This window comes from Aeribacillus sp. FSL K6-8210 (assembly GCF_037963925.1).
Classification (GTDB): domain Bacteria; phylum Bacillota; class Bacilli; order Bacillales; family Aeribacillaceae; genus Aeribacillus; species Aeribacillus composti.
The window spans coordinates 2,869,693-2,883,974 of the sequence record NZ_CP150172.1 but is presented as its reverse complement, the minus strand read 5'-3'; the positions used below and the strand labels follow the sequence as shown (position 1 = coordinate 2,883,974).

General features: G+C 39.4%; 12 protein-coding genes and 1 other annotated feature. Of the genes, 11 read left to right on the top strand and 1 reads right to left on the bottom strand.

Going from position 1 to position 14,282, the window contains the following annotated elements; translation table 11 throughout:
- Positions 1 to 13 precede the first annotated feature (13 nt).
- The 6 genes from hemC (at position 14) to ysxE (ending at position 6,399) form a co-directional block, all read left to right on the top strand.
- On the top strand, positions 14 to 955 hold the full coding sequence (hemC, locus tag NSQ41_RS13985; RefSeq protein WP_339210174.1) for a hydroxymethylbilane synthase: 942 nt from the start codon (positions 14 to 16) through the stop codon (positions 953 to 955).
- Positions 952 to 1,749: a uroporphyrinogen-III synthase gene (locus NSQ41_RS13980; protein ID WP_339210173.1), complete on the top strand. Its 798-nt coding sequence runs from the start codon at positions 952 to 954 to the stop codon at positions 1,747 to 1,749. The genes hemC and NSQ41_RS13980 overlap by 4 nt, the downstream gene beginning before the upstream one ends.
- Before the next feature lie 3 nt (positions 1,750 to 1,752).
- Entirely contained in the window at positions 1,753 to 2,736 is a 984-nt protein-coding gene (hemB, locus tag NSQ41_RS13975) for a porphobilinogen synthase (protein WP_144597681.1), read from the top strand.
- Between the two features lie 16 nt (positions 2,737 to 2,752).
- Positions 2,753 to 4,036 carry a glutamate-1-semialdehyde 2,1-aminomutase gene (gene hemL, locus NSQ41_RS13970; protein WP_063387472.1) on the top strand — a complete coding sequence of 428 codons (1,284 nt, stop codon included), beginning with the start codon at positions 2,753 to 2,755 and terminating at the stop codon, positions 4,034 to 4,036.
- Positions 4,037 to 4,169: 133 nt separating this feature from the next.
- Positions 4,170 to 5,312: a stage VI sporulation protein D gene (spoVID, locus tag NSQ41_RS13965; RefSeq protein WP_339196965.1), complete on the top strand. Its 1,143-nt coding sequence runs from the start codon at positions 4,170 to 4,172 to the stop codon at positions 5,310 to 5,312.
- 73 nt (positions 5,313 to 5,385) lie between these two features.
- Positions 5,386 to 6,399 (top strand): spore coat protein YsxE, encoded by a 1,014-nt coding sequence (gene ysxE, locus NSQ41_RS13960; protein WP_311066366.1) that lies wholly within the window; start codon positions 5,386 to 5,388, stop codon positions 6,397 to 6,399.
- A gap of 18 nt (positions 6,400 to 6,417) precedes the next feature.
- On the opposite strand, the gene NSQ41_RS13955 is transcribed toward ysxE, so the two are convergent.
- On the bottom strand, positions 6,418 to 6,609 hold the full coding sequence (locus NSQ41_RS13955; protein WP_063387843.1) for a hypothetical protein: 192 nt from the start codon (positions 6,607 to 6,609) through the stop codon (positions 6,418 to 6,420).
- 146 nt (positions 6,610 to 6,755) lie between these two features.
- Positions 6,756 to 6,978, top strand: a binding site (T-box leader).
- Between the two features lie 53 nt (positions 6,979 to 7,031).
- Here NSQ41_RS13955 and NSQ41_RS13950 point away from each other — a divergent pair.
- The 5 genes from NSQ41_RS13950 to radC all read left to right on the top strand — a co-directional run bounded on the left by NSQ41_RS13950 (position 7,032) and on the right by radC (position 13,586).
- Positions 7,032 to 9,674 carry a valine--tRNA ligase gene (locus tag NSQ41_RS13950; RefSeq protein WP_339210172.1) on the top strand — a complete coding sequence of 881 codons (2,643 nt, stop codon included), beginning with the start codon at positions 7,032 to 7,034 and terminating at the stop codon, positions 9,672 to 9,674.
- A 106-nt stretch (positions 9,675 to 9,780) separates the two neighbouring features.
- Positions 9,781 to 11,064 (top strand): folylpolyglutamate synthase/dihydrofolate synthase family protein, encoded by a 1,284-nt coding sequence (locus NSQ41_RS13945; protein WP_339210171.1) that lies wholly within the window; start codon positions 9,781 to 9,783, stop codon positions 11,062 to 11,064.
- A gap of 124 nt (positions 11,065 to 11,188) precedes the next feature.
- A complete protein-coding gene (locus NSQ41_RS13940; RefSeq protein ID WP_339210170.1) occupies positions 11,189 to 12,124 on the top strand; it encodes an SPOR domain-containing protein in 936 nt (311 codons plus the stop codon).
- Positions 12,125 to 12,323: 199 nt separating this feature from the next.
- The gene (locus tag NSQ41_RS13935) at positions 12,324 to 12,890 is read left to right on the top strand and encodes a Maf family protein (RefSeq protein WP_339210168.1); all 567 of its coding nucleotides are present in this window, start codon (positions 12,324 to 12,326) and stop codon (positions 12,888 to 12,890) included.
- An 18-nt stretch (positions 12,891 to 12,908) separates the two neighbouring features.
- Positions 12,909 to 13,586, top strand: coding sequence for a DNA repair protein RadC (gene radC, locus NSQ41_RS13930; protein WP_094246291.1), 678 nt, complete (start codon positions 12,909 to 12,911; stop codon positions 13,584 to 13,586).
- Positions 13,587 to 14,282: the final 696 nt, after the last annotated feature.

Here is a 14,282-nt window from a genome sequence, read left to right as displayed (position 1 = left end):
CAGGAGGATGTTTATGCGAAAAATTATTGTCGGGTCAAGGCGAAGTCGGTTAGCAATCGCCCAAACAAATTGGGTGATCGAGAGATTAAAAGAGCTTGGAGCCCCATTTGAATTCGAAATAAAAGAAATTGTCACAAAAGGTGATAAAATAGTTGATGTCACTCTTTCAAAAGTAGGCGGGAAAGGCCTTTTTGTAAAAGAAATTGAGCAGGCTATGCTAAACGGTGATATTGATATGGCCGTGCACAGCATGAAGGATGTGCCGTCTGTCTTGCCGAATGGCTTGACGATCGGCTGCATTCCTAAACGAGAAGATTACCGCGATGTTTTGATTTCGAAGGATTACCAAACTTTAAGAGATTTGAAAGCTGGCGCTGTTGTTGGAACGAGCAGCTTAAGAAGGAGCGCCCAAATTTTAGCCGTCCGCCCCGATGTAACCGTCCGTTGGATTCGCGGAAATATTGATACGCGTCTAAAGAAGCTGCGGGAAGGCAACGATTATGATGCAATCATTTTAGCAGCAGCAGGTCTTAAACGAATGGGCTGGAAAGACGAATTGGAAAAAGCGTACTTTTTACCGCCTGATATGTGCGTTCCGGCAGTCGGTCAGGGAGCTTTGGCGATAGAATGCCGAGAAGATGATCATGAACTGCTTGCAGCTTTAAGAAAACTAAATGACGAACGGACGGAGAAAGCCGTTTTGACAGAGCGGGCTTTTTTGCATGATATGGAAGGAAGCTGTCAAGTGCCTATTGCCGGTTTAGCTCAAGTTGATGAAAATGAAGAAATTGTGTTAACAGCACTTGTTGCATCTCCGAATGGAAAAACGGTATATAAAGAGACGAAAACTGGAAAAGATCCGAATTTACTTGGAAAGGATATGGCAGCACTTCTATCGTCTCAAGGCGCCAAAGAGCTGGTCGAACAAGTGAGAAAGGAGCTAAACCATGAATGAGTGCTAAAAAACCATTGAATGGTTTTAATGTGTTAGTGACGAGAGCGAACAGCCAGGCTGCCGAATTCTCAAAGAAAATTCAAGCGGCAGGAGGCTGTCCTATAGAAGTTCCGTTAATTGCAACGAGGAAAACAGAAACGGATTTCAATGCCCTCCCCGTTTTAAAACAGTTAACATCTAAAGACTGGATTGTTTTTACTAGTGCAAACGGCGTTCAATATTTTTCCGAACATGTAAAAGACTTGTCATTGGAATTAGAAGATCTGAAAAACGTCAACGTTGCTTGTGTCGGTATAAAGACAAAAAAAGCTGCGGAGAAAATAGGATGGAAGGTATCTTTATGTCCTGAAGAGTTTCGTGCCGAAAGCTTAGCGGAAGAATTAATCGATCATGTTCGGCAAGACAGCAAAATAGTAATTGCCCGCGGGAATTTGGCACGCACTTATTTACGTGAAGTATTAACAGAAAAAAAGATTTTTTTCTTTGATTTTGTTGTTTATGAAACAATACAATTGTTGGAAAATGAAAAAGAAGTGTTGCATTTGCTTGAAAATAAAACGATTGATTTTATTACGCTGACGAGTTCTTCCACAGCTTCTGCATTTATGAAAATTGTCAAAAGAAACGGGCTGGAAAACAGGGTTCGGGATATTGTGTTTGTTTGCATCGGACCGATAACAAGAGATAAATTGCTGTCTTATAAAATAAAGTGTACTTGCATTATGCCGGAAAAATATACAATTGATGGAATGCTGGAAAAAATGTGTACATACGCAGAAAAAAGGGAGGAATAGATCATGCTGAATTTTGCACGGCACAGACGATTGCGGCATACAGCTAATCTGCGGGCTATGGTCAGGGAAACCCGCCTTCATAAAGAAGATTTAATATATCCGATTTTTGTTGTCGAAGGAGAAAATCAAAAAAATCCAGTGCAATCGATGCCGGGAGTTTTTCAAGTTTCATTGGACCTGTTAAATGAAGAAATTGAAGAAGTTGTCAAGCTGGGAATTAAATCAGTTATTTTATTCGGCATTCCTCATGAAAAGGATGAAGTCGGTTCAGGAGCATACCATGATCATGGCATCGTGCAGCGGGCTATCGCTCAAATTAAACAGCAGCATTCTGATCTTGTCGTTATCGCAGATACTTGTCTATGCGAATATACTGATCACGGTCATTGCGGAGTTGTGGAAAACGGGCAAATTGTAAATGATGCTTCGTTAAAATTATTAGCCAAAACAGCTGTCAGCCAGGCAAAAGCCGGGGCGGATATAATTGCTCCATCCAATATGATGGACGGATTTGTCGCAGCCATTCGGGAAGCGCTTGATGAAGAAGGATTTGTTCATATTCCAATTATGTCATATGCGGTCAAATATGCCAGTGCTTTTTACGGACCGTTCCGGGAAGCAGCTGAAAGCACGCCGAAATTCGGTGATCGGAAGACGTACCAGATGGATCCGGCTAACAGGCTGGAGGCATTAAGGGAAGCAGAAGCAGATGTTGAACAAGGATGCGATTTTTTAATTGTGAAACCGGCGCTTTCTTATTTAGACATTGTCCGTGATGTTAAAAATCATTTTAACCTTCCTGTCGTTGCTTATAATGTAAGCGGCGAGTACTCAATGATTAAAGCGGCAGCTGAAAATGGATGGATTGATGAAAAAGGCACTGTCCTTGAAATGCTTACAAGCATGAAAAGAGCCGGCGCGGATTTAATGATTACGTACCATGCAAAAGATGTTGCCCGTTGGTTAGATGAACAGTCTGATTATTGAAAAGGGGGCTCATTTCATGAAATATGAACGTTCGAAAAAAGCATTTGAAAAAGCGAAGACATTGATGCCCGGCGGGGTCAACAGCCCTGTGCGCGCGTTTAAATCCGTTCAAATGAATCCGATCTTTATTGAGCGCGGAAAAGGTTCTAAAGTGTATGACATTGATGGCAACGAATATATTGATTATGTTCTTTCATGGGGACCGTTAATTTTAGGACATGCCAATGACAGAGTTGTTGAAGCATTAAAGAAAATAGCGGAGCAAGGAACGAGCTTTGGGGCGCCGACCTTGATTGAAAATAAGCTGGCGGAGCTTGTTGTGGAGAGGGTTCCTTCCGTTGAAATTGTGCGGATGGTGAACTCTGGTACGGAAGCGACAATGAGCGCATTGCGCCTTGCCCGCGGATATACGGGAAGAAATAAAATTTTAAAATTTGAAGGATGTTATCATGGCCATGGAGATTCGCTGCTCATTAAGGCTGGATCAGGAGTGGCCACATTAGGGCTTCCGGATAGTCCAGGGGTGCCGGAAGGAATTGCCCAGCATACGATTACTGTTCCATATAATGATTTAGAGAGCGTCCGCTTTGCTTTTGAAAAATTTGGCGAAGACATAGCTGCCGTGATCGTCGAGCCAGTAGCCGGAAATATGGGTGTTGTACCGCCTAAAGAAGGCTTTTTAGAAGGCTTGCGCGAGATCACCAAACAATACGAATCGCTTCTGATTTTTGACGAAGTGATGACCGGTTTTCGCGTTGACTATCATTGCGCCCAAGGATACTTTGGAGTGACTCCGGATTTGACATGTTTAGGAAAAGTCATTGGAGGAGGACTTCCAGTCGGCGCCTATGGCGGACGGGCGGACATCATGGAAAAAATCGCTCCTGTCGGTCCTATTTATCAAGCGGGGACACTTTCAGGAAATCCGCTTGCGATGACAGCCGGATATGAAACACTCATTCAGCTTACACCAGACACATATAAAGAATTTAAAAGAAAAGCGGATAAATTAGAGGAAGGATTGCGCAAAGCTGCTCAAAAATATGAAATCCCTCATACAATTAATAGAGCGGGATCAATGATCGGATTTTTCTTTACAAATGAAGATGTTGTCAATTACGAAAAAGCAAAAACATCAAACCTTGATTTTTTTGCAAAGTATTATCGTGTTATGGCGGATGAAGGCATTTACTTGCCTCCTTCCCAATTTGAAGGAATGTTTCTGTCAACAGAGCATTCGGATGAAGATATTGAAAAAACAATAGAAGCATGTGAAAAAGCTTTTTCGGTTTTGAGATAACGAGCTAAAAGGACTAGCTTCTGATTGAAGCTGGTCCTTTTATTTTTGTTTCCCGTGCATATTTTGTCATCCTCCTTCATACATCTTTAATGGCACGATAAATTAGATTGATTGGAGAAAGGAGGAAGTCCGCATGTCCATTGAAGAAACGTCCGTTTTACGATTTTCGGTAGAGGAATCGGTCTTGTTTCGCCATCATTTTCAACCTTCTGAACTATTGTCCATTTCACTGGAACCTGACATCTCAATTGAAGAACATGATGGATATGTAACGATAAAAGGTGCTCTAGAGCTTTCCGGAGAATACAAATTCGATGGAGAGGAGCAACAGAATGATAAACTTCTTCAAACCTCCTCCATCGCCCGTTATATACAAAATGTAGAAGCGAGAAATGACGGTGTAATGGAATTTAGACACGAGCTTCCGGTCGATATTACAATACCGAAAAAAAGAATTGCCAATTTAGAAGAGGTGTTTGTGGCGATTGAATCATTTGATTATGATTTTCCGGAAGCAAATGGTTTAAAGCTTATAGCTGATCTATCCATTTACGGAATTCGAGAAGAGCAGGCGGAAGAAACTGCTGCAAATGAAGTGGACGAGATCATAGATGCTGAAGCGGAAATCTCATCCGATCGACAGTCTGATGAAAGGGAAGAAGATGAAACCGAATCAACGCTCAAAGAAAATCGTTTCAATGATGAACCAATCAACAAAGCGGAAAATATTGAAAAAGATAATGAACAGAAAAGTCTTAATGAATATTTCGAATTCGATACAGCCGAACGCGATCAAAATGAGCAAATCGAACATGATCGTGATGCTGTTCAAAAGGATGACAATGAAGAGACGGCAGACATTGTTTTTATGATGCCATTAAAGAGAGAAGAAGAAACGGAAACGGATTACGATACATTCACTGTTGAAGCGAAGAAAAATCAAGTCAGTTTGGAAGAGAAAGGCCGCATTGAAGAAGAAAAGCCAGTGATCAATAAAATTTCCAATTATGTCGAAAAAGACGATGAAGAAAAAGAATCTGTAAGGAAAAATGATAACACCTTATATTTAACAAAATTGTTTACGAAAAATGAGGAAGAAGAATTTTCTAAATTAAGAATGTACATTGTCCAGCAGGGAGACTCGCTCGAAAATATTTGCGAACGCTACAACATTACGCTCCAGCAGCTCAATCGAGTAAATCAATTTCACCATGATAAAGAGATTAGTGAAGGAGACATTTTATATATCCCGGTTCTTGAAACACAACAAACGTAATTTTTGCAAGCGGCTTGAGTGGGATCAAACCAGCTCAAGCTTTTCTTTATTTTCTTTAAAGGCGTGTGGGAAGATGAGCGATGATCTGAAAACGGCCATGAGGATTTTGCAGCATTATCCAATCAAACCGATTTATTTAGAGAAAAAAACAAAAAATGTCTTGAAAATTCATTGTGAAAAAAGAACATATGCTTTAAAACGAACAACGATTAAAAAGCAAAGAAACATTCTAAAATTATATTCAATTTTTCACGACTTTCCATCTTTAGGAATCGTGCCGATTTATAGGACAACGAACGGAAATGTGTTTGTTAATGACTCAACGAAATCGTTTTATTTAATGCCTTGGATGGAAGGTTCAATCGTTGATGAAAAAAATGCCTCAATCCTTTTTTACCACTTAGCGAAACTCCATAAAAAAACAAAACAGGAAATCAACATACCTCTAGTTCAGCTCGAAAATGTGTATCAACAGATTCAGAACAAGTGGAAGAGAAATTTCAACCTGCTGGAAGCATTTATGGAACAAATCGAAAAAAAATGGTATATGTCGCCTTTTGAATTGGCGGTCTTCAGCTATTATTTTGAAACGAGGCAAGCCATCTTATTTGCTGAAGCAAAGCTTGATGAGTGGTATAACGAAATAAAGCAATCCCCTCACATGCGAATTGCACTGAACAAAGTAAATGTCTCCTTATCTCATTTTCTGTTAGATCCAAAAGGGAAAATTTATTTTATTAATATGGAAGATGCAGCATTTGCTACTCCAATTTATGACCTTTTCTTAATGTTTATGAACCTCTCCGAAGCAGAACCAACCGTTAGTGATGAAAATGTGCAATATATATCAGAGTACGAAAAAGTGCTTCCTTTAACAAAAACTGAGAGATTGCTGTTGATAAGCTATTTATCTTATCCAGCCAAATTATTAAAGCTTGTCCGGCAATATCAAAAAAAGAAAAGCGAAAAGGGAGAATTAGAATATTGCAAACAGCTGTTAAGAGCATACTGGCAAATGAAAAATACCGGGTACATTGCTTTAAAATGGAATGAAAAACTAGAAAACGATTCATTGGCATCAGAATGAATGGGGGATCTGTCAGCTTTAACCCCGTTCCATATACAACGCGGCTGCTAGAAATAGTAAAATGGCTAATAAAATAATATCAAACATAGTTGGTAAAAGGATTGTTCGAATTCCCTGAAAAATCGTTAAAGGAACGATGAACTGTTCAAGAGTAGATCGGAATTGTTTAATAAACGATTGAATATAGTATGGTTTTATTTTTTTTCTCATGTTGATCACCTTCAACTTTGTTAATTTATATTATGAAATAAAGAACATTTTGTGATTTTTGTTTAAAGGTTAAGGAAGATGGGGAAAATATTGACGAAAAAAACAATTTTTTAGTACTATTAAATATAGAAATTTATATAGTTTGTGAAAATGTGTTGAAGGGGAGTAGTACAACGAACGACTCCTTCCAGAGAGGGAAATCGCAGGCTGGAAGATTTCCTAGGAGATCCCGTTGGAAAGTCGCCCTGGAGCAGCTTCCTTGAAAGCTATTAGTAAAGGGAGCCGGCATTAGCCGTTACCTGAAAGAAGTGCACAGACGTATCTGTGAAAAAAGGTGGTACCGCGAAAACATCTCCTTTCGTCCTTTTAGGATGGAAGGAGTTTTTATATTTTAGAATGAAAATAAGGAGGTTTTCATAAATATGTCGAATTCAGAAATCACTCTTTCCCCAAAATACGATCCGAAAACGGTTGAAGAGGATCGGTATGCATTTTGGCTCGAGGGAAAATTTTTTGAAGCAAAAGATGATGAGGGGAAAACTCCTTTCACGATCGTTATTCCTCCGCCAAACGTCACCGGTAAGCTTCACCTTGGACATGCATGGGATACAACTCTTCAAGATATTATTACCCGAATGAAGCGAATGCAAGGGTACGATGTTTTGTGGCTGCCAGGGATGGATCATGCGGGAATCGCCACACAAGCCAAGGTGGAAGCAAAGCTGCGCGAAGAAGGGAAAAGTCGGTATGATCTCGGGCGGGAAAAATTTGTAGAAGAAACATGGAAATGGAAGGAAGAATATGCAGACCATATTCGCAAACAATGGGCAAAATTAGGCCTAGGTCTTGACTACACAAGAGAGAGGTTCACCCTTGATGAAGGTCTTTCAAAAGCTGTAAGAGAGGTTTTTGTATCGCTTTATAAAAAAGGTCTTATTTACCGAGGAGAGTACATTATTAACTGGGATCCGGTGACAAAAACAGCCCTTTCCGATATCGAAGTCATTTATAAAGAAGTGAAAGGGGCACTTTATCATTTAAAATATCCGCTGGCTGATGGATCCGGATATATTGAAGTCGCGACCACTCGCCCGGAAACGATGCTTGGGGATACAGCAGTGGCAGTTCATCCTGATGATGATAGGTATAAGCATTTAATCGGAAAAACAGTGAAGCTGCCAATAACAGGACGGGAAATTCCGATCGTCGCAGATGAATATGTCGATATGGAATTCGGTTCAGGAGCAGTAAAAATAACTCCTGCACACGATCCGAACGACTTTGAAATCGGAAACCGCCACAATTTAGAAAGAATATTAGTCATGAATGAAGACGGGACAATGAATGAAAAAGCGGGAAAATATGAAGGAATGGATCGCTTTGAATGCCGGAAGCAGTTGGTGAAAGACCTGCAGGAGGAAGGAATTTTATTTAAAATTGAAGAGCATATCCATTCCGTAGGCCATAGTGAACGAAGCGGAGCAGTTATCGAGCCGTATTTATCAACTCAATGGTTTGTGAAAATGAAGCCTTTGGCCGAAGCTGCTTTGAACCTTCAGAAAACAGAAGGGAAAGTTCATTTTATTCCTGAACGATTTGAAAAAACGTATTTGCATTGGCTGGAAAACATTCGCGACTGGTGTATTTCCCGTCAGTTATGGTGGGGACATCGCATTCCAGCTTGGTATCATAAGGAAACAGGCGAAGTTTATGTTGATCATGAGCCGCCTAAAGATATTGAAAATTGGGAGCAGGATCCAGATGTGTTAGATACATGGTTCAGCTCTGCTTTATGGCCGTTTTCAACAATGGGCTGGCCTGATAAAGAGGCAAAAGATTATAAACGCTATTATCCGACAGATGTCCTTGTTACCGGGTATGACATTATTTTCTTTTGGGTTTCGCGGATGATTTTCCAAGGATTGGAGTTTACTGGGAAAAGACCGTTTAAAGATGTTTTGATTCATGGACTTGTGCGCGATTCAGAAGGAAGAAAAATGAGCAAATCATTAGGCAATGGCGTCGATCCGATGGATGTTATTGACAAATACGGTGCGGACTCTTTGCGCTACTTTTTAGCTACCGGCTCAAGCCCAGGACAGGATTTAAGATTTAGCTTTGAAAAAGTAGAAGCCGTGTGGAATTTTGCCAATAAAATATGGAACGCCTCCCGCTTTGTACTGATGAATTTGAACGGTTTAACATATGAAGAAATTGATTTAAACGGAAAAAAATCAGTGGTAGATAAATGGATTCTCACACGGTTAAATGAAACGATTGAGCTTGTCACAAGACTTGCGGAAAAATATGAATTTGGCGAAGCCGGTCGGGTGCTGTACAATTTTATTTGGGATGATTTTTGCGACTGGTATATTGAAATGGCAAAAATTCCGCTGTACGGAAATGATGAGGAAGCGAAAAAGACAACTCGTTCCGTTTTGGCATATGTGTTAGATCAAACATTGCGACTCCTTCATCCTTTTATGCCGTTTATAACAGAAGAAATTTGGCAGCACCTTCCTCATCAGGGAGAATCGATTACAATTGCTTCATGGCCGGTTGTACGTCAGGAGCTTTCTGATGAAAAAGCTGCAAACGAAATGAAGCTTCTAGTTGATGTGATTCGCTCAGTCCGTAATATTCGCGCTGAAGTGAACACACCGATGAAGAAGCAGGTGGATATGATCATTCATGCTCATAGTGAAGAAGTTAAAAACCAGTTGGAGAAAAACCGCAGCTATTTAGAGAGATTTTGCAATCCTAGCTCATTAACAATTGATACAAACATTGATGCTCCTGACAAGGCTATGACAGCTGTTGTGAGCGGGGCAGAAGTATTTCTTCCTCTTGAAGGACTCATTAATGTGGAAGAAGAAATCAAACGGCTTGAAAAAGAATTAGAGAAATGGAATAAAGAAGTCGAGCGCGTTCAGAAAAAGCTTGCCAATGAAGGATTTATTAAAAAAGCACCGAAAGAAGTCGTAGAAGAAGAGCGGGCAAAAGAAAAGGACTATTTAGAAAAACAGCAGGCGGTGTTAAAACGACTTCAGGAGCTGAAAGGCTAAAACAAATCCGGGTATGCCCCGGATTTTCTTCCATCAAAACGTTTATGATACATCCGGTCATTCAAATTCATTGAAAATGTTCGAGAGTTCAAGGAGGGGAATTTATATGTTTCAAACATATGAAGAAGCACTCAAGTGGATACATTCCCGCCTAACCTTTGGAATAAAGCCTGGTCTCCAGCGAATGGAATGGATGATGGAAAAGCTTGATCATCCGGAAAGAAGATGCCGCTTCATTCATGTAGCCGGAACAAACGGGAAAGGATCAACGATTGCTTTTATGCAAGAGGTGTTAAAAGCCGCTGAATATAAAGTAGGTGCTTTCACCTCGCCTTATTTGGAATCATTCAATGAACGAATTACGATAGATGGCAATCCCATTTCTGAAGAGGAAATATTGCAGCTATCCAATGTGATCAAACCGGTTGTTGACGAGCTTGAGAAAACGGAGCTTGGAGCACCGACAGAGTTTGAAGTCATTACTGCGATGATGTTTTATTATTTTGGTAAAATCAACGTGCCGGATGTTGTTTTATTAGAAACAGGACTCGGGGGAAAATGGGATTCTACGAATATTGCGAATCCTATTCTTTCAGTGATTACAATGATTGGACATGATCATTTAAACATCCTTGGCTCAACGATAGAAGAGATTGCAGAGCAAAAGGCAGGCATTATTAAAAACGGAGTTCCTGTCATTACAGCTGTGGAACAAAAGGAAGCCCTTGATGTCATTGAGCGTGTTGCAAAAGAAAAAAAAGCAAAGCATTATTGGCTCACTAGGGATTTTCACGCAGGAGATTTTGATGAATTTTTTGTACAAACCCCCTTTAAACGATATAACAGCCTTTCATTACAGATGAAAGGAAACCATCAAGCGATCAATGCTGCACTGAGTGTCATGACGCTTGATTATTTAAGAGTTTATTATTCGTTTATCATTGAGGAAGAGCATATACAGGAAGGACTGAAGCGCACTTTTTGGAAAGGGCGGTTTGAAGAAGTAAAGGAAAAACCGAGAGTCATTTTGGACGGAGCACATAATCCGGAAGGAATGGCAGCGTTGAAAGAAACTGTACAAAAGTTTTACCCTGATAAGAAAATCATCATGTTATTTTCGTGTGTGAAGGACAAGCAATATAAAGAAATGATCAAGCAGGCTGCACAAACGGCAAATCGAATCATTTTTACAACCTTTCATTTCCCGAAAGCAGCTGATGCGAAAGAATTATACGAGGCTTGCGACATGAAGGATAAAGAGTATGAAGACAATTGGGAGCTTGCCTATGAAAAGATTATCAACACAATGGATGACGAAACGGTTCTCATTATTACAGGTTCCCTTTATTTTATCGGTGAAGTGAGAAAACATATAAAACATAGCTCATGAGTACGAGGATGTCGAAAAATAACGACAACAATTATGAACGAGGCGACAAATGTCTCGTTCTTTTTTATTTTACATATGTTAGCATAAAAAAAAGTTTGTCCAGCAAAAAAGGGCGGTGATCATTTTGGACAAGCCATCATCGAAAATAACCATTAAAATCAACGGTCAGGAAAACAATTTTTCCAACGATACGAATGTTTCTGCTGAAACAAGTGAAACTGGCAAACAATTAAAAGTATCCAGCTGGGAGGAAAAGGTGAAGGCTGAAAAAGAAATGGCAGCATCAGAGGATAAGAACGAAGAGGAGACATCTTTTCCTTGGATTTTGCCGGATGATGAGGAGGATAAGAAAGAAAACCCGAAAATAGCCTTCTCAAAGAACCATAGCAGAACGCTGCCTCCTAAAATAAAAAATTATGTGATATCGATCATATTTGCTGTTATTCTTGGACTGAGTTTTGGGGTTTTAGCCCTGCAATTTATTTCAAACGATTCAATGCCTGTATCATCTGAATTGAGGGATGTGTCAAAGTCTCCTCACAGACAGAACGTTAGCAATGCTTCAGCGCCAAGCGGTGCGGAAAACATCGTTTTTGAAGTTTATATGGTACAAGCCGGAAAATTTACAAAAAAAGAAGGGGCGGAAACCGTCAGCGGGCAGATAAAGGCTAAAGGATTGCCTTCTGTTATCGTTTCACAAGGCGGCGATCATTACGTATTCATTGGGGCAGCGTTGGATAAAAAGACAGCAGAAGAGTTGAAAAACATGGCTGAATCACATCAAATTGAAACGTTTGTGAAAAAGATGAAATGGGAAGGAAAGGTGGAAAACGAAAAAACAAAAACGGTCGTTGAGGAGATGCTGAAGCTGTCTTCGTCTTTTGTGAATGGAACCGCCCCGGAACAAGAGAAAGTAGAGTCATTATTAAATGAGGCTGGTCAAATAAAAGACGATTCAATTTTGGCAGCAGTAAAAAAACTGCAAACAGAAAAATCGGCAAATGAACAGCTATGGAGCCTGCAGCAGTCGCTGCTAGATTTTTTTGAAAAACTTTCTTGATAACGGGAAAGCGTTTGCTCGAGCATACGTTTTCTTTTTTTATTTTCACAAGCAGTTTTCCTTAGATAATGTAGTTTTTTCTGTAAATTGAATAAATGTTTTTATTAATGGCGATTAGATAATTCCTTTTTGAAAAATTGTTTGCAAAAGCCTTTTTTGATAACATACGGATAGTATTGGTTGAAAGGATGAAATAAAAATGGAACGCCTCATACTTGCATCAAGCTCTCCGCGAAGAAAAGAACTCCTCAAGCTGTTAGGAATACCATTTGCTGTGATTGAAAGCAATTTGGAAGAGAGGCTGGACGAAGAAGCTGAACCCGAAAAAGCCATTCAAAAACTTGCCTTTCAAAAAGCCTTTCATGTAGCTGAAAGGTATAAAGATGCATATGTTATCGGAGCAGATACGGCGGTGATCCTCGAAAATCGAATACTAGGAAAGCCAAAAGACCACCGTGACGCCTATTACATGTTAAAATCACTTTCTGGGAAAACACATACTGTTTTAACAGCAGTTTCGATTATTCATGGTGAAAAGCATACGACATTTTCTGAATCAACAAAAGTTACTTTTTGGCCGCTTTCAGACGATGAAATCCTAGAATACATTGAGACAAACGAACCGATGGACAAGGCGGGTGCTTATGGAATTCAACATTTCGGCTCATTGCTAGTGAAAAAAATTGATGGCGATTATTTTACAGTTGTCGGTCTTCCTGTTTCAAGACTGTACAGAGAATTAAAAAATTTTGGATTTCACTGGTAACAAACAAGGGGGAAAGATATGCTCGCTATTCGAGATTTTCCAGAAGAAGAAAGACCAAGGGAACGATTGATACACAACGGACCAAAAGGCCTTTCCAACCATGAGCTGCTGGCAATTTTATTGAGAACAGGGACAAAGGGAGAATCAGTGCTTGAACTGGCGAATAAGCTTTTAAAAACTTTCGGGGGTCTTAGAATGTTAAAAGAGGCGTCAGTTCAGGAAATTATGGGCATACCCGGCATTGGAAAAGCAAAAGCGGTGCAAATTATAGCAGCATTAGAATTGGGAAAAAGAATTCATCAGCTCGCATACAAAGATCGGTATGTCATTCGTTCTCCACAAGATGCCTCCAATTATGTCATGGAAGAAATGCGCTTTTTAAAACAAGAGCATTTCGTAGGTTTATATTTAAACACTAAAAACCAAGTGCTGCATAAGCAAACGATTTTCATCGGCAGTTTAAATACATCAATTGTTCACCCAAGAGAAGTCTTCAAGGAGGCATTGAAATGTTCAGCTGCATCTTTTATTTGTATCCATAATCATCCATCAGGAGATCCCTCCCCAAGCAAAGAGGATATCGAAGTCACGAGGCGCTTGTCCGAATGCGGAAAGCTGATCGGGATTGAACTTTTAGATCATATCATAATCGGAGAGCGTAAATACGTCAGTTTAAAAGAAAAGGGATATTTATAACGTTTTTTTAAAAGGTTTTATGTCAATTGTTGGGGTGCACTGGATATGAAGTGCACCTCTTTTTATGATGTGTGAAGATTAGATCTATGAAATTATTGTTAAATGAATTCCATATTTTTTGAGCTTAAAAATGACATTCGCAGTTTTATGAATTTTTATCTTTGAATATCTATTGCTGATGGAGAATGGCTTGATATATAATCAATAGCATCCCTTTACTTTATTGGAAAACTTCCATATATAAGGTTCTATTTTATATTACTCATATGATGCTCCTGTCTTTTATAATGAATTGTGAGGAAGCATGTTTTCATTTAAGATTACAGACTTCTGAAGTTAAGATCCTCGTCGCACTGCTGCCTAAGTGATTGTGCACTTGAATTTGTATTGATGTTCTTTTTTTGGCAACTGCATCAGACCAGCTAACTTATTATTGAAAAATAACAATTCATTTTACTCTAGTCATTCTACCTCAGTTCCAGCAACAAAGTTTTATGAAAACCACTTATATGTATAATCATTACATTTCACCCAAAATTTTGTCATTGCGAAAAAGGAGTTATTTTTACACACTTTATATGATTAAAAAACTCATTTTCCCGAGTTATAAATGGGTGAAAAAGTATGCCTTCATTTAAAATCAATCCTAACACGTATTACAGTTAATAGCTTTGGATTCTGAACTGCTAGCGCTTT

Excerpts from the sequence above, each read along its gene's own strand:
- hemC (WP_339210174.1), top strand. The coding sequence starts at position 14 with ATGCGAAAAATTATTGTCGGGTCAAGGCGAAGTCGGTTAGCAATCGCC.
- NSQ41_RS13980 (WP_339210173.1), top strand. The coding sequence starts at position 952 with ATGAGTGCTAAAAAACCATTGAATGGTTTTAATGTGTTAGTGACGAGA.
- hemB (WP_144597681.1), top strand. The coding sequence starts at position 1,753 with ATGCTGAATTTTGCACGGCACAGACGATTGCGGCATACAGCTAATCTG.
- hemL (WP_063387472.1), top strand. The coding sequence starts at position 2,753 with ATGAAATATGAACGTTCGAAAAAAGCATTTGAAAAAGCGAAGACATTG.
- spoVID (WP_339196965.1), top strand. The coding sequence starts at position 4,170 with ATGTCCATTGAAGAAACGTCCGTTTTACGATTTTCGGTAGAGGAATCG.
- ysxE (WP_311066366.1), top strand. The coding sequence starts at position 5,386 with ATGAGCGATGATCTGAAAACGGCCATGAGGATTTTGCAGCATTATCCA.
- NSQ41_RS13955 (WP_063387843.1), bottom strand. The coding sequence starts at position 6,609 with ATGAGAAAAAAAATAAAACCATACTATATTCAATCGTTTATTAAACAA.
- NSQ41_RS13950 (WP_339210172.1), top strand. The coding sequence starts at position 7,032 with ATGTCGAATTCAGAAATCACTCTTTCCCCAAAATACGATCCGAAAACG.
- NSQ41_RS13945 (WP_339210171.1), top strand. The coding sequence starts at position 9,781 with ATGTTTCAAACATATGAAGAAGCACTCAAGTGGATACATTCCCGCCTA.
- NSQ41_RS13935 (WP_339210168.1), top strand. The coding sequence starts at position 12,324 with ATGGAACGCCTCATACTTGCATCAAGCTCTCCGCGAAGAAAAGAACTC.
- radC (WP_094246291.1), top strand. The coding sequence starts at position 12,909 with ATGCTCGCTATTCGAGATTTTCCAGAAGAAGAAAGACCAAGGGAACGA.